At 68.6% G+C, this 20,975-nt stretch carries 20 protein-coding genes; 10 read left to right on the plus strand and 10 right to left on the minus strand.

The features are described from left to right. Positions 1 to 111: 111 nt before the first annotated feature. The 5 genes from AC5P66_RS15665 (at position 112) to AC5P66_RS15685 (ending at position 4,750) form a co-directional block, all read left to right on the plus strand. Positions 112 to 765, plus strand: a complete 654-nt coding sequence (locus AC5P66_RS15665) for a DUF3348 family protein (RefSeq protein ID WP_049413072.1) — start codon at positions 112 to 114, stop codon at positions 763 to 765. 10 nt (positions 766 to 775) lie between these two features. Next, positions 776 to 3,040 carry a DUF802 domain-containing protein gene (locus AC5P66_RS15670; RefSeq protein WP_099495991.1) on the plus strand — a complete coding sequence of 755 codons (2,265 nt, stop codon included), beginning with the start codon at positions 776 to 778 and terminating at the stop codon, positions 3,038 to 3,040. Continuing rightward, positions 3,037 to 3,675, plus strand: a complete 639-nt coding sequence (locus tag AC5P66_RS15675) for an OmpA family protein (RefSeq protein ID WP_021204244.1) — start codon at positions 3,037 to 3,039, stop codon at positions 3,673 to 3,675. The genes AC5P66_RS15670 and AC5P66_RS15675 overlap by 4 nt, the downstream gene beginning before the upstream one ends. Beyond that, complete coding sequence (locus AC5P66_RS15680; RefSeq protein WP_099495990.1) at positions 3,665 to 4,042, plus strand: DUF2894 domain-containing protein; 378 nt, start codon at positions 3,665 to 3,667, stop codon at positions 4,040 to 4,042. Before AC5P66_RS15675 ends, AC5P66_RS15680 begins: the two co-directional genes overlap by 11 nt. A gap of 186 nt (positions 4,043 to 4,228) precedes the next feature. Beyond that, positions 4,229 to 4,750, plus strand: coding sequence for a YrhA family protein (locus AC5P66_RS15685; protein WP_241896208.1), 522 nt, complete (start codon positions 4,229 to 4,231; stop codon positions 4,748 to 4,750). A gap of 101 nt (positions 4,751 to 4,851) precedes the next feature. Here AC5P66_RS15685 and AC5P66_RS15690 read toward each other — a convergent pair whose 3' ends face one another. The 9 genes from AC5P66_RS15690 to AC5P66_RS15730 all read right to left on the minus strand — a co-directional run bounded on the left by AC5P66_RS15690 (position 4,852) and on the right by AC5P66_RS15730 (position 15,943). Continuing rightward, a complete protein-coding gene (locus tag AC5P66_RS15690; RefSeq protein ID WP_049414951.1) occupies positions 4,852 to 5,610 on the minus strand; it encodes a 2,3-dihydro-2,3-dihydroxybenzoate dehydrogenase in 759 nt (252 codons plus the stop codon). Next, entirely contained in the window at positions 5,601 to 9,491 is a 3,891-nt protein-coding gene (locus AC5P66_RS15695) for an enterobactin synthase subunit F (RefSeq protein ID WP_099495988.1), read from the minus strand. The genes AC5P66_RS15690 and AC5P66_RS15695 overlap by 10 nt, the downstream gene beginning before the upstream one ends. Then, positions 9,488 to 9,745: a phosphopantetheine-binding protein gene (locus AC5P66_RS15700; protein ID WP_049414955.1), complete on the minus strand. Its 258-nt coding sequence runs from the start codon at positions 9,743 to 9,745 to the stop codon at positions 9,488 to 9,490. The genes AC5P66_RS15695 and AC5P66_RS15700 overlap by 4 nt, the downstream gene beginning before the upstream one ends. Continuing rightward, positions 9,745 to 10,377: an isochorismatase family protein gene (locus AC5P66_RS15705; protein WP_049438812.1), complete on the minus strand. Its 633-nt coding sequence runs from the start codon at positions 10,375 to 10,377 to the stop codon at positions 9,745 to 9,747. Before AC5P66_RS15705 ends, AC5P66_RS15700 begins: the two co-directional genes overlap by 1 nt. Further along, positions 10,377 to 12,029, minus strand: a complete 1,653-nt coding sequence (locus tag AC5P66_RS15710; protein WP_099495987.1) for a (2,3-dihydroxybenzoyl)adenylate synthase — start codon at positions 12,027 to 12,029, stop codon at positions 10,377 to 10,379. Before AC5P66_RS15710 ends, AC5P66_RS15705 begins: the two co-directional genes overlap by 1 nt. Beyond that, the gene (locus AC5P66_RS15715; RefSeq protein WP_099495986.1) at positions 12,026 to 13,219 is read right to left on the minus strand and encodes an isochorismate synthase; all 1,194 of its coding nucleotides are present in this window, start codon (positions 13,217 to 13,219) and stop codon (positions 12,026 to 12,028) included. The genes AC5P66_RS15710 and AC5P66_RS15715 overlap by 4 nt, the downstream gene beginning before the upstream one ends. After that, a complete protein-coding gene (locus AC5P66_RS15720) occupies positions 13,216 to 14,412 on the minus strand; it encodes an MFS transporter (RefSeq protein WP_049414963.1) in 1,197 nt (398 codons plus the stop codon). The genes AC5P66_RS15715 and AC5P66_RS15720 overlap by 4 nt, the downstream gene beginning before the upstream one ends. Before the next feature lie 153 nt (positions 14,413 to 14,565). Then, positions 14,566 to 14,877: a DUF3817 domain-containing protein gene (locus AC5P66_RS15725; RefSeq protein WP_099487962.1), complete on the minus strand. Its 312-nt coding sequence runs from the start codon at positions 14,875 to 14,877 to the stop codon at positions 14,566 to 14,568. A 130-nt stretch (positions 14,878 to 15,007) separates the two neighbouring features. Beyond that, a complete protein-coding gene (locus AC5P66_RS15730) occupies positions 15,008 to 15,943 on the minus strand; it encodes a TIGR03571 family LLM class oxidoreductase (protein WP_099495985.1) in 936 nt (311 codons plus the stop codon). A gap of 66 nt (positions 15,944 to 16,009) precedes the next feature. Here AC5P66_RS15730 and AC5P66_RS15735 point away from each other — a divergent pair, with 66 nt between their 5' ends. From AC5P66_RS15735 to AC5P66_RS15755, 5 genes are all read left to right on the plus strand, one after another. Further along, positions 16,010 to 16,459 (plus strand): GNAT family N-acetyltransferase, encoded by a 450-nt coding sequence (locus AC5P66_RS15735; protein ID WP_049439074.1) that lies wholly within the window; start codon positions 16,010 to 16,012, stop codon positions 16,457 to 16,459. 121 nt (positions 16,460 to 16,580) lie between these two features. Then, entirely contained in the window at positions 16,581 to 18,101 is a 1,521-nt protein-coding gene (locus tag AC5P66_RS15740; protein WP_495216501.1) for a thioredoxin family protein, read from the plus strand. A gap of 181 nt (positions 18,102 to 18,282) precedes the next feature. Further along, on the plus strand, positions 18,283 to 18,912 hold the full coding sequence (locus AC5P66_RS15745) for a superoxide dismutase (protein WP_049414971.1): 630 nt from the start codon (positions 18,283 to 18,285) through the stop codon (positions 18,910 to 18,912). Further along, positions 18,909 to 19,487, plus strand: a complete 579-nt coding sequence (locus tag AC5P66_RS15750; protein WP_049414972.1) for a flavin reductase family protein — start codon at positions 18,909 to 18,911, stop codon at positions 19,485 to 19,487. Before AC5P66_RS15745 ends, AC5P66_RS15750 begins: the two co-directional genes overlap by 4 nt. Continuing rightward, entirely contained in the window at positions 19,484 to 19,819 is a 336-nt protein-coding gene (locus AC5P66_RS15755; protein ID WP_049414974.1) for a tetratricopeptide repeat protein, read from the plus strand. Before AC5P66_RS15750 ends, AC5P66_RS15755 begins: the two co-directional genes overlap by 4 nt. Positions 19,820 to 19,824: 5 nt before the next feature. Here the strand turns inward: AC5P66_RS15755 and AC5P66_RS15760 are convergent, their stop codons facing one another. Then, positions 19,825 to 20,973: a fatty acid desaturase family protein gene (locus AC5P66_RS15760; RefSeq protein ID WP_005416924.1), complete on the minus strand. Its 1,149-nt coding sequence runs from the start codon at positions 20,971 to 20,973 to the stop codon at positions 19,825 to 19,827. Positions 20,974 to 20,975: the final 2 nt, after the last annotated feature.

Raw genomic sequence — 20,975 nt, forward strand, 5'->3', positions numbered from 1 at the left:
CGGACATTCTAAGCCTTGTCGCGCCTGCGGGTACCGCCACCCAGGCCCCGCCTTCATCCAGCCGGGGTCATCTGGTTGTAAAATCAACGGTTTTTGGCCCCTCACCCCTTGATGGCGAACGCAGCGCAGCCGGTCCTGGGTGGACCGGAGTTCCTCCGCCTGCTCGCCCGTCTCAGCGACGGCGCGATGCCGGCCAGCAGTCCCGCCCTGACCGATCGCCTCGGCCAGTGGGTGGACTGGAGCCGTGCCGTGGCCCTGTCCGGCGCGTTGGGCGGACGCCTGCCCGACCCCGGCGAGGCTGCCGAGGGGGTCGAGGATGTACTGGCCGACTGCGCCCAGGCCCATGCCAGCCTGCTGGCCTCCATCCGCGAGGACGCCGAGGCCGAGCGCCTGCTGGACCTGGCCGAGGCCGCTGCCGCACCCAACTTCGCTTCGCTGCGCCAGCGCTACCGGGTGCTGCAGCAGGCCATCCAGACCGCCACCGGGCGCCTGCGCGGCCGACTGCGCGACCAGCTGGTGCAGGCGTCGCCCGACCTGGCTCGGCTGGCCGAAGTAGATGCGGTGATGGAACAGACCCTCACCCCGCGCGAGCACAGCCTGCTGGCAATCGCGCCGACGGTGCTCGGCGCCCGCTTTGAACGCGTGCACGGCCAGCCCGGCTGGCGCGCGGCCTTCCGCCACGACATGCGCACGCTGCTGCTGGCTGAGCTGCAGCTGCGCTTCCACCCGATCCAAGGGCTGCAAGACGCCCTGCGCTCCCACTGACCGGAACACCATGTCCAGAACTGCTTTCCATGTCATTGTTTTCCTTGTCGGCCTGTTGGCCGTGTGCTGGATCGGCATTGGCTATGTGTCGGTGCATCCGCTGGGTGCAGCGGTGGCGGCGATCATCGCGGCCTGCTACATCGCCGGCGGCGTCGAGCTGTACCGCTACCGCCAGGCCAGCAACGGCCTGCGCGCCGCACTGAACGACCTGTCCAGCGCGAAGGAAAGCCTTGCCCCCTGGCTGGAGCGCGTGCCGGTGGGCCTGCGCAACGCCGTGCGCCTGCGCGTGGAAGGCGAGCGCACTGCCCTGCCCGCGCCGGTGCTGACCCCGTACCTGGTCGGCCTGCTGGTGTTGCTGGGCATGCTCGGCACCCTGCTGGGCATGATGGATACCCTGCGCGGCACCGGCCTGGCCCTGCAGAGCGCCACCGACATGGCTGCCATCCGCGGCTCGCTGGCCTCGCCGGTGCAGGGCCTTGCGGTGGCCTTCGGTACCTCGATCGCCGGTGTGGCCAGCTCGGCCATGCTCGGCCTGCTGGCGGCGCTGCTGCGCCGCGATCGCCTGCAGGCCGTGCAGCAGCTGGACCGCGCCATTGCCGGCGACCTGCACCCGCATTCGCAGGCCTGGCAGCGCGCCGAATCGCTGCGCCTGCTGCAGGCACAGTCCGCCGCGCTGCCGGCGCTGGTCGACCGCCTGCAGGCGATGACGCAGACCTTTGAAAGGCACAGCACGGCTGCAAACGAGCGCCTGCTGTCCGGCCAGGCCGAGTTCCTGACCCAGAGCCAGGCCCTGCAGGAACGGCTGGCCCTGTCGCTGCAGCAGTCGCTGCGCGAAGGGGCCGAAGCCAGCGCCGCAGCCATCGGTGGCGCGCTGCGGCCGATGGCGGAAACCACGCTGGCGGGCCTGGCCCAGCACGGCGAGGCGCTGCATGCCCGTGTCGAGCGGGCCGTGCAACAGCAGTTGGCGGGGCTGAGCGACGGTTTCGAACGCAGCCGGGTCGCCACCGAAGCCAGCTGGGCCAAGGTGGTGAGTGAACAGACCCAGGCGCAGCAGGCGCTGGTGAGCGAACTGCGCCAGCACCTGCAGGCCTTCAGCGATGGTCAGGGCACGCACGCCGAAGCACTGGTCACGCGTATCGGCGAGCGCCTGCAGGCCGATGCACAGAGCAATGCAGACGCCTTGCGTGCCGCCGCCGAGCAGCAGCAGGCCCTCAACAGCGCGCTGGTCGAGCGCCAGCAGCAGGCGTTGATCGCCGCCAGCGAACATCTGGATGCGCGTGCGCAGGCGCTGCTGCAGGCACTGGAGCAGCAGCACAGCGCCAGCCAGTCACTGCTGCAGGATCATGAAGCGCAGCGCTCGCAGCAGTGGCAGGCCGCGCAGACCGCCGCCGCGACCGCGCATGCCGAGCTGCAGGCCAGCCTGGACAGCCGCGAGCAGCAGCGCCAGGCGCGCTGGGACGCGGTCAGCGCCGAGTTGCAGCAGGCCCACGCCGCGCTGCAGGCGCAGCTGCAGGCCGGCGACGAACAGCGCCTGCAGCGCTGGAGCGATGCCTTGCAGCACCTTTCCAGCGACCTGGCCGAGCGCCTGCAGGCCAACGGCGAACGCCTGGCCGCGCAGCAGCAGCAGGTCTGCGACACGCTGGCGGCCACCGCACAGCAGATCGGCGAGAACGGTCGCGCGCAGGCCAGCGCCACGCTGGCTGAAGTTTCCGCCCTGCTGCAGACCGCGGCGGCGGCACCGAAAGCTGCTGCCGACGTCATCAACGAGCTGCGCAGCACGCTGTCCGAGAGTCTGGTGCGCGACAACGCGATGCTGGAAGAGCGCGGCCGCCTGCTGGCCACCGTGCAGACCCTGCTCGATGCGATCAACCATGCCTCGCACGAACAGCGCACCGCCGTGGACGCGCTGGTCGGTGGCTCGGCCGAGCTGCTGGAGCGCGTTGGCAATCGCTTTACCGACCATATCGCCGCAGAGACCGGCAAGCTGGATGGCATTGCCGCAGCGCTCAACGGCAGCGCAGGTGAAGTCAGCCAGCTGGCCGCCTCCTTCGGCGAGGCCGTCGCGCAGTTCGGCAACGCCTCCACCGAGTTGTCCGGCCGCCTGGAACAGATCGGTGGCGCGCTGGATGCCTCGCTGGCCCGCAGCGATGAGCAGCTGGCTTACTACGTGGCGCAGGCGCGCGAGGTGGTCGACCTCAGCCTGCTGTCGCAGAAGCAGGTGATGGAAGAACTGCAGCAGCTGGCCGCACGCCGCGGCAAGGCCGGCAGCGCATGAGCGACGAGCTGGAGGTTGACGGCGGCTCGCACGCCCCGATCTGGGCCGCCTTCGGCGACCTGATGTCGGTGCTGCTGGGTGCGTTCGTGCTGATACTGGTAGGTGTTGTCGCGGTGCAGCTGGAGCTGTCGCAGCGGTTGGACCAGGAAGTGAAGCAGCGCCAGGCCGAAGCCAAGCGCCTGCAGACGCTCGAACAGGCACTGGCTGGCCCGCTGGCTGCCGGTCGCGTGACGCTGGTCGACGGCCGCATCGGCATCAGCGGCAGCGTGCTGTTCGCGCTCAACTCCGACCAGCTGCAGCCGGAAGGCCAGGAGCTGCTGCGCAGCCTGGCCGCGCCGCTGGCCGCCTACCTGGGCAGCCGCGAGGAGATCCTGATGGTCAGCGGCTTCACCGACGATGCGCCGGTGCGCGAAGGCAACCGCCGCTTCGCCGACAACTGGGAGCTGTCCGCGCAGCGTTCGCTGACCGTGACCCGCACCCTGATTGCCGACGGCGTACCCGCTGATGCCGTGTTCGCCGCCGCGTTCGGCAGCGAGCAGCCGGTCAGTTCCAACGCCAATGAGGAAGGCCGCGCACGCAACCGCCGCGTGGAGATCGCGCCGATTCCCAAGCCCAAGGCGGCGGATGGCAAGTAAGCCGCCCGCCCTGGAAGGCCTGCGCGCATTGGTGCGTGACCTCGATGCGGGGTCGCGCTCGCTGCCGCATTACCCGCAGGTGCCGATGCTGCAGCAGGTGCAGCGCGAGTGGTCGGAGCTGCGCAGCGAACTGCAGGTGCGCCGCTCGCTGCGCGCCGAGGCCCCGGCCGATGGCGGCCCGCTGAACTCGGCGGTGCTGGTGCAACGCATGCTCGACACGATGCAGGCCACCAGCCCCGGCTACCTGCGGCATTTCATCGACTATGTGGACACCTTGTCCTGGCTGCAGGCGCTGCAGGACAGCGCCGCCAGCGGCGGTGAGACCGCAAAGCCGAAACGGACACGCAAGCCGCGCAGCGCGGGTTGAACACATTACGCCGACCTCGTTCGGCGCCCCTTGGACACGACAATCCTGATCCACGCTGCTGGTTACGCCAACATTGCTTGGCGCTTATCGACTCCCAGCAGCGCTGCTGTCCAATCGCTACCGCGAGCCAACCACGTCAATGGTTGACCAACTTGAACAGCTTGGGGCGACTACCATTGACGTCGAATGAAGAATTCCACAGTGTCTGACTGCCCTCATTGCACACGAATTCAATCTCAACAAATGCAGCCTTCAGTAGAAGCCAGACTTCTCAAGCTCCGCGCGAATCTCAACGAAGCCGAGATGTACCTTGGCCCTCCACTTGGACGTTCTCACGTCGACGCGCTCCAGAGCTTGGTGCTTTCTACGCTAGGTATCACCCTGCCGGAGTCCTATCTGGGCTTTCTTTCACGCCACGATGGCTTGGCGGCAGCAGGAGTCTTCCTCTACTCGAGCACTTCACGCTCATACCGCGATGGCGGGTCAGCGCTTGCTTTGGTGGAAATGAACCTTCTCGCTTGCGACCAGGGATCCATGGGCGGCTATGTAGAACTCGGAGAGAGCGATATGGATTGCTACGTCTTTGAATTCGCAACAGGGCGGTACCAGGTCCGTGACAAAGTAGCGTTCGATAATGTCTACGAAGAATTCACTTCATTAGATGGCCTACTCGGTCACATCATCGGTCTGATCGAACAGCATTGCTGAACAAACAGATTCAAGAATGCCCATGCCACGCCGGGTTGGCATTCACAGCTACACCGGCTGCCTTCTGAATCAGCCGAGTCATGGGTTCGGCTCTGAGGACCTCAGCCGCGCAGGGTGGCGCCACCGTCCACGTACAGGTCGCTCATCGCTACGTGCCCGGCCTGCTCGGAGAGCAGGAACATCACCGAGTGCGCGATGTCTTCCGGCGTGGCGAGTTTGCGCAGTGGAATGCCGGCCTTGTAGGTCTCAAGGCTGCCGACGATCACCCGTTCGGCGCCGTGCTCGTCCTGCCACATGCCGGTCTGCATCGGGGTCAGCGTGGACCCCGGGGCGACGATGTTGCAGCGGATGCCCAACGGCGCCAGCTCCAGCCCGAGGCAGCGGGTGAACATCGTGGCGGCGGCCTTGGACGCGGCATACGCCGCCATGCCGTGCCGCGGCACGCCAGCCGCATTCGAGCTGACGGTAACGATTGCGCCCTGCCGGCGCGGCGACATCACCCGCGCCAGCGCACGGCCGACATGGAACACGCCATCGGCATTGACCGCGAATACACGGCGCCAGTCGTCGTCGCCGGTCTCGGTGACACCGCCCACATGCAGTACGCCGGCCACGCTGGCGGCCAACAGGATCGGCCCGATGCTGGACTCGACCTGGTCCACCAGGGCGTCCACCGCGGCGCTGTCGGTTACGTCGAGTGCAAACGACGTCACCCGGGTATCTGACACGCGCGGTGCCTCGCGATCGGTCGCCACCACGGTGCAACCGGCCGCGGCCAGCAACCGTACCAGTGCCTCGCCGATGCCGCCGGCGGCGCCGGTCACCAGTGCCACGCGACCTTCAAAGCCGGTCAACTGCATGCTGCGATCTCCTGTTGCTCGTCCCATTGGCGCAACCGCGCCGACAACCACGGCGCCAGCTGCGCCACCGCATCGCGGCCAGTCAGTTCTGCATGCAGGAACGGCAGTTCCAACGACTGCACCCTGCGCGCGTGTGTCCGCCACAACGCCGACTGCAACTGTGGCCGCGCCTGGTGATCCCGGCCCGCACGCACATGCACCAGCGTGCCATCGAACGGCCGGTGGATATGTTCACGGATCAGTCGATTGGTGCCGGTCACGGCGCGCACCACGCCATCGAGCACCACATCCGGCAGACTCCCCAGTGCACTGCCACCACGACGCAGGAACGCGAGAATGCGTTCCCGGCTGTCCAGTTCCGGATGCGCATCCGGGTCATGACCGGCAATCGCCAGCAGTGCCCGCAATGCAGCGATGGGATCGGGTTCCGGCTCGGCCCGCCAGCACTCGCTGGGATAGGCGTCCAGCAGCACCAGCTCGCCGACGTCGCGGCCGATCTCATGCAGCCGCACCGCCATCGCCTGGGCCAGGATGCCGCCCACCGACCAGCCCAGCAAATGCACCGGCCCCTTCGGCTGTAGTGCGACCACGCGCTGTACGTAATCGTTGGCCATCGCCTCGATACTGCTCGGCAGTGGCAGCCGCGCGTCCAGTGCCGGCGACTGCAGGCCATACACCGGGCGGGCGGGTTGCAGTGCCCGGGCCAGGGTGCGGTAGTTCCAGGCGATGCCACCGGCCGGGTGCAGCACGAACAGCGGCGTGGACCCGCCCGCTTCGGTCGCGGCCAGCGCGATTACCGGCCCCAGTGCGTGATCGGCCAGCGCGGGCGGCTCGGCAAGGCGAACCGCCAGCGCAGCCACGGTGGGCTGCGCGAACAAGGCACCCAAACCCAGATCGCAGCGCCAGCGCTGCTCGATGGCCAGCAGCAGGTGCACCGCCGACAGCGAGTCACCGCCGAGACTGAAGAAATCCGCATCCACCGCCACCGGCGCTTGACGCCCGAGTGCCTGGGCGAACAGCAACGCCAGCTCCTGTTCCAACGGCGTGCGCGGCGCCAAGCCGGCAACTTCACGTTGGGGTGGCTTCGGCAATGCGTTGCGGTCGAGCTTGCCGTTGGCGGTCACCGGCCAGTGGTCCACGCCGACAAACGCCGAGGGCACCATGTAATCCGGTACGCGCGTGGCCAGGTGGATGCGCAGCATGACGGGGTCGGCAAGCGCGGTTGGCACATAGGCCACCAGCCGGGCATCGCCGGGCGCGTCCTGGCGCAGCAGTACTTCCACGCGCTCCATGCCCGGCAGTTCGCGCAAAGCCGCCTCGATCTCACCCAGTTCGATGCGCACGCCGCGCAGTTTCACCTGATGGTCGCTGCGGCCCAGGTACTCGACCGCACCATCGCGGCGCCAACGAGCTACGTCGCCGGTGCGATAGATGCGTTCGCCAGGCAGGAACGGATCGGCGAGGAAGCGCTCGGCGGTCAGGTCGTCGCGACCGAGATAGCCACGTGCCAGTTGCATGCCGCCCAGGTACAGGTCACCGGCCACGCCTATCGGCACCGGCTGCATCCGGGCGTCCAGCACGTACAGGCGGGTGTTCCAGACCGGGAACCCGATCGGCACCGGCCGCGAGCGATCCTGCGCCGACGCCGGCCAATAGCTGACGTCCACGGCCGCTTCGGTCGGGCCATACAGGTTGTGCAGCTCGGCGTTCACGCGCGCGTGGAAGCGGTCGCGCAACGCGGCGTCCAGCGCCTCGCCACTGGTGAATACCCGTCGCAGCTGCAGGCCTTCGGAGGCCGGTGCAGCGAGGAAGGCATCGAGCATCGACGGCACGAAATGCACCGTGGTGATGCCATGGCCACGGATCAGGCGCGCCAGTTCAGTGGGGTCGCGATGCGCATCGGGCCCGGCAACCACCAGCGTGGCCCCGCACAGCAACGGCAGGAAGAACTCCCAGACCGAGACATCAAAGGTGGCCGGGGTCTTCTGCAGCACGCGGTCATCGGCGCGGATGCCGTACTGCTCGCGCATCCATAGCAGGCGGTTGACGATGGCGCGGTGTTCGATGACCACGCCCTTCGGTTCCCCGGTCGAGCCGGAGGTATAGATCACATACGCTGCGTCGCTGGGCGCAGGATCGGCCCACGGCGCGGCGAAGCTCAGCGCGGTCCACTGCTCCGGCGCGAGCACCGGCACGCCGGCCGTGCGCGCCGAAACCTCCGCCGCAGCCAGAACGCACACCGGTTGCGCCGAGGCGAAGATGCGCGCCAGCCGCTCGTCGGGATGGGCAAGATCCAGCGGCAGGTAGGCGGCGCCTGCGCGCAGCACCGCGACCAGCGCGACCACCAGCGCCAGCGAACGCGGCAATGCCACCGCCACCACGCTGCCCGGGCCGACACCCATCGCCCGCAACTGTGCCGCCAGCGCGAAACTGCGCGCTTCCAGCGTTGCGTAGTGCAGCGTCGTGTCGCCGAACACCAGCGCTGGCGCGTGCGGGTCCCGATCCATGCCCTGCTGCAGCAACGCGACCAGGGTCGTCTCCGGGAGCGCGTGCGCGGTGGCGTTGAAACCGTGCAGCACCTGCTGCGCCTCCATGGGCGTCGCCAGGGGTATGGCGGCGATATCGTCAGCCTGCAGCGCCGCCGACACGAAATGCAGCAGCCGCGCCGCGTGCGCCTCGACATCCTCGCGACTGTACAGCGCGGGATTGGCCTCGATCTCCAGATCCAGCAGATGCTGGCCATCGCCACGGAAGCCCAGCGCCAGGTCATCCACCGGCCCGGTGCACAGCACCTCCAGCGCCGCCTGCACGCCAGTCAGCGCCAGCGGCCTGTAGAACGGCTGCACATTCACCAGCGGACCGTGCAGGCGCTGCTGCGCGCCGACCAGGCCCAGGTCCCGGCGCAGCTGCTCGCCCCGGTAACGGCCGTGCCTGCGGCCCTGGCTGAGCTGGCGACCCAGGCCCCGGGCAAAGGCCTCGACGCTGCCCTCGCCGGCCGCCACGCGCAGCGGCAACACATTCATCACCATCGCCGGCACCCGCGCCGACGCGTTGCCCAGCCGCCCCATGTAGGGCACGCCCAGCACCACTTCATCGGCAGCGCTCATCCGCCGCAGGTACTCGGCCGACAACGCGGCCAGCACATCCGGCCAGGGCTGCAGCCAACGTACCGAGGCCTGCAGCAACTGCTCACGGAAGGCCGTATCGAGCGACTGCACCCGGCGCAGCGCGTCGTCACTGGCCGCGAGCGTGCCGGCCAGGCCTGCGCCTGCCGGTGCGCCCTGCATCTGCTCACGCCACCACTGCCCGGCCAGCGCGCGGCGCGGATCGGCACGGTAGGCGGCATCATCGGCCAGCACACCGGCCAGTCCTGGCAGTGGCTCACCCCTGCGGCCGGCGTACAACGCGCACACGCGATCGGTGAACAGCGCCATGCCGTAGCCATCGGCGGCCAGATGATGCACCCGCAGGTACCACACCCAGCGTTGCCCGCCCAGTTCAAGCAGCACCTGCTGGCTGATCCGGTCGCGGGTGGGATCAACCGGGCTCAACCGGTCGGTGTGCATCAGGCTGCGCGCCGCAGCGGCGGGATCCGGCTCGGCGGAAACATCGCGTACCGAAAGCAGCGGCACGTGTACCGGGTCATGCCACTGTAGTGGCTGGCCATCGGCCCCTTCGGCAAAGCGCAATGCGAAGGCCTCCGCCTCGCGCGCAGCCTGGTCTGCCGCTGCGACGAATGCGGCCACCTCCAGCGGGCCGTCGATCCATACCGCGTGCGCGGTATTGAATGACGGATTGTCCGGTGCCAGCCGCTGTGCAAACCACAGCCCGGCCTGGGCCTCGGTCAACGCCACCGGCGTGGCCAGCGCTGCGGTGTTCATGCGTTCTGCGCGGCCTGCAGTTGCTGCACCACACCCCACCACTGGCGCAGCGTGGTGTGCTCGGCCAGCTGCGAGAACTCCAGCGGAAGGCCAGTGTTGCCCCAGGCCAGGACCAGGCCGAGCATGCGCATTGAATCCAGGTCCAGGTCGATCAGGTTGTCGTCGTCACCGATCTCGGCCGGCGTGCACTCCAGCACGCGCGCCACGTCGGCACGCATCCGCTCAAGATCCAGCACTTCACCGGTCGCGGCCATCACAGCACCTCCAGCAGGTGGTCGGTGGTCATCGGCACGCCACAGGTACGCGCGATCCAATGCAGCGCCTGATCGTGATCGGCGCGCGAGAAGTCCGCCACCGCATCAGCGGCGATGAAGGCCTCGATATCACGCTGGAAGGCATCCACCACGGTCGCGGTGCAGCCGATATGGGCGTACACGCCGGTCACCAGCAACTGGTCGCGTCCACGCACCCGCATCAGCGTCTCCAGGTTGCTGCGCTGGAATGCGCTGTAGCGGTGCTTCACCAGCACGTGCTCGCCCGGTTGCGGTGCCAGCGCCTCGATGATCGGTTCATGGTCGGCGCTGCGACGCATGCCCGGCCCCCACAGGTCGGCCTGAAGGCCACGGTCTCGACGGTCCTGGTCACCATGCTGCGCGGTGTAGAACACCGGAATGCCGTGCGCGCGGCAATGCGCCAACAGGCGTGCGATGTTGTCCACGGCCGGTCGCAGCGGTGCATTGCCGGCGTCGAATGCGGCCAGGAAATAACGCTGCATGTCGTGCACCAGCAGCGCGACACGATCGCGCCGGGGACGCCACGGCCCGCGCGCCTGCGGTAGCTCAGCGGCGGTCGGCAAGGGGTAGTCGGTGATACGGGGCAGCGCCATCAGCGCGTTCCTCCTGTCTGTTGCAGATGACGCGCACGCAGCTGCGCGCGCAGTTCGCGGCGGCTGACCTTGCCGACCGCGGTGGTATCGAAGCTGTCGACGAACACGACCTGGTCGGGCACCTTGAACGCAGCCAGGCCGCGCCCGCGCATCCAGGCCTTCAGTGCGGGCGCCTTGAACGGTTCGCCTTGCGGGATCACAAAGGCACAGCTGCGCTCGCCCAGGTACTCGTCGGGAATCGAGACCACGGCCGCATCGAACACGCCCGGATATGCCAGCAAGTGGTCCTCGATCTCTTCGGCAGAGATCTTCTCGCCCGCCCGGTTGATGTGGTCACCCGCACGCCCCTGTACCACCAGGTAGCCCCCGGGCAGCTGCTGCACGCGGTCACCGGTACGGTAGAAACCGTCGTCGGTGAACGAGCGCGCATTGGCCACTGCATCGTTATGGTAGCCACGGATGGTGTACGGGCCACGGGTGAGCAGATGCCCCACCTCGCCTTCGGCCACCGGCTGGTCATGGTCATCGACCACGCGCACTTCGTCGTCCGGACTGATCGGCCGGCCCTGGCAGGCCACGATCAGGTCCTCCGGATCATCCAGCCGTGTGTAGTTGACCAGGCCTTCGGCCATGCCGAACACCTGCTGCAGCGTGCAGCCAAGGCCGTCGATCACCCGCCGTGCGGCTTCCGGCACCAGTTTGGCACCGCCCACCTGCAGTACCTGCAGGCTCGACAGGTCATGCTTGCTGGTGGCGGCGGCCTGCGCCCACAGCAGCGCCAGCGGCGGCACCAGGCCGCAGCAGGTCACCCTTTCGCGGGCGATCAGCGGGAAGGCCGCATCCGGCCCGGGGCCGGGACTGAACACCACGCGGGCGCCGGCGTACAACGCGCCGAAGAAGCCGGGCGAGCTCATCGGGAAATTGTGCGCGGCCGGCAGCGCTACCAGATAGACGCTGTCGCGGTCGATGCCGCAGATTTGATTGCTGGCACGGAACGAATAGATGTAGTCGTCGTGCGTGCGTGGAATCAGCTTGGACAGCCCGGTGCTCCCACCGGAAATCTGCAGGAACGCCACCGACTGCGGGTCCGGATCGGCCGGCAGCCGGCTGCGATCGCCCTGCAGCGCCTCCAGCGCGATGAACTCCGCCGCCTCGCCGTCGATCACCACATGGCGCACCGCCGGCATTTCGACCTGCAGCGCTCGCGCCAGCCCGCGATGATCGAAGCCATCGTGCAGTGCGGTGGTGATGTAGGCACTGGCTTCGGCCTTGCTGGCGAAGTGCACCAGCTCGGTCATGCGGTGCGCCGGCAACACGTACACCGGCACCAGCCCGGCGCGGAACAGGCCGCAGACCGTGGTGATGAAGCCTGCCGTGTTGCCCAGCTGCACCAGCACCCGCTCCCCTGGCTGCAGGCCGAGCGCCAGCAGGCCGGCACCGATTCGCCCGGCCTCGTGCCACAGCTGCGCGTAGCTCAGGCGTACGTCGCCGGCGACCACCGCGATGTCATCGGCGAAACGCTCTGCCCGCTCGCGCAGGAACGCCGGGAAGGTCTCGCCACGCCAATGACCGGCCTCGCGATAGCGCGCCATCAGGTCATCCGGCCACACCTGCTGCAGTGGCAGGCGGGAAGAGTCAGTGGAGGTACTCATGCGGCAGGCTCGATGGCGGGCGCGGATTCATGGACACCCAGCGCGTTCAACAGGGCAGCGAACTTCGCTGCGGTCTCGGCCACCTCGGCCTCGGGCTGCGAGTCGGCAACGATGCCGGCGCCGGCGAACAGGCGCAGCTGCATTCCCTGCAGGCGTGCGCAGCGGATTGCCACATACCAGTCGCCGTCACCCTGCGCATCCAACCAGCCCACGGCACCGGCATAGAAGCCGCGCGGCACCGTTTCCAGCTCGCGGATGCACTGCAGCGCCGCCAACCGCGGCGTACCGCAGACCGCCGGCGTAGGGTGCAGCTGCGCCAGCAGCTCGGCGGCCGACGTGTGCGGATCCTTCAGCGTGGCATGGATGCGTGTACCCAGATGCCACATGCTGGCGGTGGCATGCAGCACCGGCCGCGGCTGCGCATCGATGTGGCTGCAATACGGCGCCAGACCCTCGACGATCGCCTCGACCACATGACGGTGCTCGTCATGGTCCTTGGTCGAGGCCAGCAGGTCCTGCGCCGCACGCTCGTCTTCGGCGGCATCGGCGCTGCGCCGCGCAGAGCCCGCCAACGGATGAGACAACAGTTCGGCGCCGCGCTTGCGCAGCAGCAGTTCCGGGGTCGCCCCCACCAGCCAGGCCGGGGCCTGGCCCAGCTCCACCGGCAACGGCACTGCGTAGGTCGCCACCGAAGGATCCGCGCCCAGGCGTGCCAGCAGCACGTCCGGAGACAGCGCCCGGTGGGTGCGTGCCAGCAGGCTGCGCGCCAGCACCACCTTCTGAAGGTCCAGTTCGGGCGCGCGCAGTGCCTGCACCGCGGCAGCCACCGACGCCGCGTACGCCTGCGCCGCAGGCTCGGCCTGCAGGGCACCATCCAGCGCTGGCGCGGCCTGCGGCTGCAGTGCCAGCGCCGGCAGCAGGCGCTCGGGCTGGTACAGCGCATCGTCGGCACGCGGCTCGAACGGCACCGCGCCAACCAGCAGGCCCGGGCCGCCGCGCTGCTGGGCAAAGAACACCGAAACACGTTCTGCCAACGTCGCCAGCGCACCGGCCGGCAGCGTGGCGCGGCAACCGCGTGCGTGCACGTGCTGGCCAGAGTGCTGCAGCAGGAACAGCGACGCGTCGTCGCTGCTCTCCTGCGGCGCTGGCGCAGCCTCCGGCCACGCGCCCTGCATCAGGGAATCGTTCATGGGGTCTCCTTCATCCGATGCACTGCAGCCAGCGCGAACAGCAACAGCAGCAACGCGCCGACCAGCAGGTATGGCAGGCTGGGCCCGCCGCGATACAACAGCGTGCCGAGCATCGGCCCGGCGACCATGCCCAGGCCCTGCGCTGCCGCGACGGTGCCGGCGGCGGCGCCCTGCTCGTGTGCTTCCACCGCGTCGGCGGCCAGCGCCTGGAACGAGGGGAATACGAAGCCCATGCCGAACGCTGCCAGCGCATATGCCGCCGGCAACTGCCAGCCCTGCTGCACGCCCGCCACCGAGGCGAAGCCGATGCCGGAGATCACGGCGCCGAGGACGATCCAGCGCCGCGGATGCACCTCCAGCTTCATCACCAGCGCCTGCGCCAGGATCAGGCCAACGCCGACCGCCGTCAGCGCGATGCCGGCCATGCGCGCGCCGGCCGCCGCATCCAGGCCCAGGCGATCAATCGCGAAGAAGCCGACCGTGACCTGCGCGATGGTGACCGAGACCATGGCGATGAACGCCGCCAGCTGCGGCAGGCGCAGGCGCGGGTCGAGGCGGCTCATTGGCGCGCGGTGCCGGGCGGAAACGCCCATCACAGGCGGTGTGGCCGGCAGTCGCCAGGCCAGCAGCGCCAACGCCAGCAGTGGCAACAGTGCGGCTACATACAGCGCCAGCGACAGGTTCGTATAGGCCAGCCAACCCGCGGCAGCCGGGCCCAGCACCATGCCCAATGCGTTGGCGCTGCCGAGGCGGGCGAGGAACTTCGCACGTTGCCCGGTCGGCGCCTTGTCGGCGATCAGCGCGGCCGCGGTAGGAGGCACCGCTGCGTAGAACAGGCCGATCAGGCCGCGCGCAGCAACCAGCACCAGCACTGACACCAGCACCGGCGGCACCGCCTGCAGGGCCACGTCGATGAACACCGCCAGCGCGATGTAGACCACGGTGTAGGCACTCATCGCCAGCATCAGCACACGCTTGCGGCCGATGCGGTCGCTGAGCTGGCCCCAGGGGCGCGCGGCCAGCATCCACAACACGCCTGCGGCGGTGACCGACAGCCCGGCATGCCACTCGGACAAACCGAGCATGCGGACCACCGGGCCGATCACGGCGACGAAGGACATCATCGCCATGGTGCCGATCAGGGCAGCCAACACCAGCGCCGGCAAGCCGGGAACGACGGGACGTGCGTGCATGAAACACCAGCCGTAACAGGGAAGAATTGGCCGGACGCGCCTGCGCGTCCCACCCGGCACCGCCCTGCTCAGGGCCAGATGCCGTCCTTAAATGATAACGGCTCGTATTTGCATTTGATACCCATTCTCTTGAATGGGCACGCAACAGTGGGTTCAGCGCATTGCACGCAGGCCGAGCAGGCCACGGCGCTTGAACCACCACTCCAGCGGCAGCGTCACCAGCGGCGGGATCGCTGCCAGCAGCGCCAGGACACTGGCCCACCACGGCCAGCGCAGGCGCACCGCCGCAAACAGCGTCACCGCCACATAGACGAGGAAAGCCACGCCGTGCAGCGGCCCGAACACCTTCACCAGCGCCACGTTGGCCATCGGGCCGTACTTCATCCACATTCCGAGGAGCAGGCCGGCCCAGGTCACGGCCTCGATGAAAGCGACCGCGGCGAACAGGCGTCCGCTCGGGTGCATGGGGGAACGTTGGGTCACACGGGGCTCCGGCAGCGGGGTATCAAATGCGAATGATACGCAGATGCGGACCTCCAGCACACCGGCAAGCGCAGCGTTGGCAACGATGGAGCGTCTCCACCAAGGTGGACACCTACCGGAGCATATGCGGCAGCACCTGCTCCCCGATCTCGCGCAGCACCGCGTCCATCGGCCGCCCGTTGTCGACCAGATTGAACATCACATGCGCCACGCCCTGCGCATGCACGCGCAGCAGATAGTCACGCAGGCCATCGCGGCCGACCCTCAGGCCCAGCGGCAGCGGCTCGGCTGGCGCCTGCGGATCCGCCTGCAGATCCAGCAGCATCGACTGCACGAATGGCTTGCCTGGTCCGCCGCGCTGCGCCAGCGCCTGCTGCCACAGGCCGATGCGCCCCTCCTGCGCGGCCTCCTCACGATGATAGGTGGCCCAGCCTTCGGCCTCGCGCGCGATCCACTGCAGGCTCTGCCGTGCGGTACCCACCACCAGCATCGGAACGCGGGTTGCCGGCGCCGGAAGTACGTCGAAGCCACCGGTCGCCTGCAGTACGGCGGTCCGCTCATCGGTCTCCCGTGACAGCGCCGCGCGCAGCAGCGACCAGCGCTCGCGGAACGTCGCTGCCCTGCCCTCCAGATCCTCGCCGAACGCAGCGAATTCTTCCGGGCGATCACCCGAACCCAGCCCCAGCACGAACCGCCCGCCGCCGATCCGGTCCAGGCTCAACGCCGACTTCGCCACCTGCAGCGGCTGCCGCAATGGCAGCACGATGGCCGCGCTGCCGACCACGATGCGCTCGGTCGCAGCGGCCAGCATGCCCAGCCACAGGAACGGATCGTCCAATGCACTTGCTGTCGCGTCCGGCCCCTGCGGCACCATCAGCGGCACATCGCGCGCCCATAACGCGCCGAAACCAAGATCGTCGGCCAACCGCGCGATGCGCCGCGCCTCATGCGGATCGGCCAGCCCCTGCGACGCCACCGGCGTCATCAGGCCCAGGCTCAATCCCTGTTGCGGAAACAACGAAGCGTAGGCGGGATTGAATTCACTCATGCGACCAGCTTAGCGTGCAGGCACCGGGCGACGATGACACGCCACGCACCACAGGAAGAACGCTGCATGCCGAGGATCCGCCCCGCCCACATTGATGACCTGCCCGCGATCAGCGCGGTATGCCTGGCCGCATTCACTGCGGCGGTCGCGCCCTCGCTCAGCGCGGCCGGCATCGCCACCTTCGGCAGTGTCGCCGCCGCCGACGCGTTCGCTGCACGCCTGCAGGGCGACAACCACATCCTGGTGGCCGAGCAGGACGACCGCATCGTCGGCGTGGTCGAGCTGAAGGAAGGCCGCCACCTGGCGATGCTGTTCGTCGATCCCGGCTGCCAGGGCCAGGGCGTCGGCCATGCCCTGTTCGAAGCCGTGCTGCCGCACCTGCGCACCCCGGTGCTGACCGTGCGCGCCTCGCTCAACGCAGTGCCTACCTACCTGCGCTATGGCTTCGAGCTGGACGGTGATGTCGGCGAGTTCAACGGGTTGGTGTACCAGCAGATGGTGCGGGCAGCCGCCTGAAGGCACGGAACCCGGCCAATGCCCGGGGGGCGTCATGCCCCGCCGCATGCCCGTCATAAGCAAACTGAATCAGCGGGTTCCCTGCGCGTTCCTACAATGCCCTGTCACCTTGCCCTTCGAGATGCTGCCGATGCGCGTCGCGCTTTCCATGTTGCTGCTGGCTTCGGCGCTGAGCGCCTGCACCCCGGCCCCGGTTTCCACCGCCAACTCCGCCGAGGCACCTGCGCCGGCCCAGGCAATCGCGTGGCGCCAGGGCGATGTGGACGATGCCTTCGCCGAAGCCGCCGACAGCGGAAAGCCGGTGCTGCTGTACTGGGGCGCGGTCTGGTGCCCGCCGTGCAACCAGCTCAAGGCCGGGCTGTTCAAGGACCCGGCGTTCATCGCGTTGACCGGCAAGTTCGTGCCGGTCTACCTGGATGGCGACGAGGAAGGGGCACAGGCCTGGGGCGAGCGCTTCGGGGTGCGCGGCTACCCGACCCTGATCGTGCTGGACCCGCAGCGCAATGAACTTACCCGCGTGGCCGGTGGCAACGACGTCGCCGAACTGACCCGGGCATTGACCGTCGCGGCCGGGCGCCGCAGCGCCATCGCCGCCACCCTGGCGACGGCACTGGCCACGCCGGAAAAATTGGCCGCCGAAGACTGGCAGGTGCTGGGCGACTACGGCTGGGAAGTCGACGCCAACCGCCTGGCTGGCGAGCGCAGGAGCCAGGATGTACTGCGCCAGCTGTCCAAGGCGGCACCGGATGCCGCCCTGCAGCGCCGCTTTGCCCTGCTGGCCCTGGCCACCACCGACACGCCCGCCAGCTCGCCTACCGAGGTGCGTGAGCTGCTGCAGGCAGTGCTGGCGCAACCTGCCGAAGTCCGTCGTAACCGCGAACTGCTGGGCTACGCGGGCGCGACGTTGGTCAAGCAGGCCAGCGCCGGCCCGGCCACCCGCAACACGCTGGGGCAGCAGCTGCTGGTCGCGCTGGAGCGCGCAGATGCCGAGCGCGGCGACCGCGCCGACGACGCATTGTCGCGCGCACTGACGGAAGTATCGCTGGCCCGCCAGCAGCAGCCGAAGGGCGCACTGCCCGCCGCTCTGGTCGACCGGGTCAAGCAGCGCGTGGCCGCTGCCGATGCGGCCGCCACCGATGCGCACGCACGCCAGGCGACGATCAGCAGCGCGGCGTACGCATTGCGCGAGGTCGGTGATGATGCGGGTGCCGAGGCACTGTTGCTGGCCGAACTGAAGCGCAGCGAACAGCCGTACTACTACATGCCCGAGCTGGCCGAACTGGCCGAGCAGCGCGGCGACACCGCCGGAGCGCTGGCGTGGCTGAAGCGCGCCTACGATGGCGCGCAGGGCCCGGCAACCCGCGTGCAGTGGGGCGTGCTGTACGTGGAGGGCCTGCTGAAGCTGGCACCGGACGATGCACCACGCATCGAGCAGGCCACTGCCTCGCTGATCGCGGAACTGGAAGCGCAGCCTTCGGGCTACCACCAGCGCACCCGCCAGCGCTTCGAACGCCTGGCCGGGCAGTTGAAGGCGTGGAGCGGCAAGCACCAGGGCGCCGAAACACTGGCGCGGCTGCAGCAGCGGATGCAGCAGGCGTGCGGTGAACAGGTAGATGGCGCGTGCAAGCAGTGGTTGAGTTGAGGAAGTGAAAGGTAGTGCCGGCCGCTGGCCGGCAATCAGGGCGGGCCGGGTTGCCGGCCAGCGGCCGGCACTGCCCTGCCTCGATGTCCATCGCCTCTGCCCTTGACCTCAACCATTGTTGAGGTGCGATAACGATCTCCCCACGGCCAGCCTTCTGGCCTTCCCCACGGAGATTGCTTCGATGTCGTACTCGCTTCCCCCGCTCCCCTACGCCTACGACGCCCTTGAGCCGCACTTCGATGCGCGCACGATGGAGATCCACCACAGCAAGCACCACCAGACCTACGTCAACAACCTCAACGCCGCCATCGAGCAGGCCGGCATCGCCGAACAGCCCGTCGAGGCGCTGATCGCCCACCTCGATACCGTACCCGAGGCGCAACGTGGCGCGGTGCGCAACAACGGCGGTGGCCACGCCAACCACAGCCTGTTCTGGACCGTGCTCAGCCCCAACGGTGGTGCACCCGATGATGAACTGGCCGCCGCCATCGACCGTGACCTTGGCGGCTTCGATGCCTTCAAGGACGCCTTCACCAAGGCCGCGCAGACCCGCTTCGGCAGCGGCTGGGCCTGGCTGACCAGCGATCGCGATGGCCGCCTGCAGGTGGAAAGCAGCGCCAACCAGGACAGCCCGCTGATGGGTGCAGGCGTCGGCCTGTCCGGCAACACCCCGATTCTCGCACTCGATGTCTGGGAACACGCCTACTACCTGCACTACCAGAACCGCCGCCCGGACTACATCGGTGCCTTCTTCAACATCATCAACTGGGCCGAGGTCGGCCGGCGCTACCGCCAGGCCCGGGCCTCATGAGCGGCGAGACACTGCCGTACGCCGGGCCGTGGGCGGGGGTCTTCCCCGCCCCGGCCCCGGTGCCGTCGGTCGAGATGCCGCCGCGTGCCCTGCGGCGGCTGCTCGGCCATTTCCCGACCGGCGTGGCCATCGTCTGCGCGCGCGATGCACAGGGCAAGCCGGTCGGCCTGACCATCAACTCGTTCGTACCGGTCTCACTGCAGCCGCCGTTGGTGCTGTGGAACCTGGCGTTGCACGCACAGAGCCTGTCCACCTTCCAGCGCGCCACCCGCTTTGCGATCAGCGTGCTGGCGGCCGACCAGGAAGCGCTGGCCCGGCGCTTCGCCGATCCGCAGGTCCGCAACCGCTTCGACGGCCTGGCACTGCAGGATGACGACGAGAACGCCCCACCGCGCATCGCCGGTGCGGTCGCCCATCTCACCTGTACGCGCCACGCGCAGTGGCCGGTAGGCGATCACCTGCTTCTGGCTGGCCGCATCATCGAAGTGCACGAGAACGGCGGTGCGCCGCTGCTGTTCCATCGCGGCCGGTTCCAGCCTGGGCCGGCCGAACTGCTGGTGGAGGTGCGCGGATGAACGTCGAAGCTCTGGAATGCATGCTTGCCGCCGGCAAGGACGGCGCGCTGCTGCGCTTCGGCCTGGGCAAGGGCTGGCTGGATGCCGGCAACCCGGTGCGCGCGGCAACCCACCTGGGCCGCTGCGTGGTGCTTGATCCGCAGTACTCGGCGGCCTGGAAGCTGCTGGGCAAAGCCTGGCTGGCCAGTGGCCAGCCACAGGCGGCCCGTGAGGCATGGCAGCGCGGCTTGAGCGTGGCCGGCAGCAAGGGCGACCAGCAGGCACGCAAGGAAATGCAGGTGTTCCTGCGCCGCCTGGACCGCGAGCAGGCGGCCCTGGCGAAGGCGGGCTGAGTCGATCAGCCCGCGTTGGCCGATGCCGGTGCGGACATGATGTCCGGCATCGGCAGGCGGCGCGGCTTGCTCGGGAATGCGTGGCGCAGGATGCGCCAGACCACCTGGCCGAACTGGCGCGGCAGCGAGCCGTTGTTGTAGTGCTGGCCGTAGCGGCGGCAGATGTCCTTCACTTCCTTGGCGATGGCCGCATAGCGGTTGGCCGGCAGATCCGGGTAGAAATGGTGCTCGATCTGGTGGCTGAGGTTGCCCGACAGCACGTTGATCAGGAAGCCACCGCTGATGTTGGACGAACCGCGCAGCTGGCGCAGGTACCAGTGGCCGCGCGACTCATTGCGCAGGCACTCCTTGGGGAAGGTTTCCGATTCGGCGGTGAAGTGCCCGCAGAAGATGATCACGTAGGTCCAGATGTTGCGCAGGCCGTTGGCGACCAGGTTGCCCAGCATCACGGTGAGGAAGAACGGACCAGCCAGCAGCGGGAAGAACACGTAGTCCTTCAGCACCTGGCGCAGCATCTTGCGCGCCACCGGGCGGGTCTGCAGCCACATCGCACGGGCACTCATGCGGCCCTTCAGCCAGCGGCCAAGGCGAAGGTCCTGGGCGGCCACACCCCACTGGAACAGCAGTGCGAAGATCGGCGCGATGATCGGCTGCAGCAGGTAGAACGGCTTCCAGCGCTGTTCCGGGAAGATGCGCAGCAGGCCATAGCCGATGTCATCGTCCATGCCACGCACATTGGTGTAGGTGTGGTGGCGGAAATTGTGGGTCTTGCGCCAGTTGTCGGCGGTGGCAACGATGTCCCACTCGTAGGTATTGCCATTGAGCTTGGGATCACCGGTCCAGTCGAACTGGCCGTGCATCACGTTGTGGCCCAGCTCCATGTTCTCCAGGATCTTCGACAGCGCCAGCAGCAGCGTGCCGGTGATCGCGGCCGGCCACAGCAGCGGCATCCAGAACAGCGGCGAAAACGCCGCCAGGAACAGCAGGCCACGGCCACCCACGCCGAACCAGCGCACGGCGGCGGCCACGCGGCGGATGTAGCGGGTGTCGGAGGCGCCGAGGCTGCCGATCACACGGTCGCGGATCGCGTCGAGTTCCTCACCGAAGGCATGCATCTCGGCAGTACTCAGGGCACGGTCGGTAGCGCGGGTCATGG

The sequence above is a fragment of the Stenotrophomonas sp. YJH_SMC_122 genome, assembly GCF_059369535.1.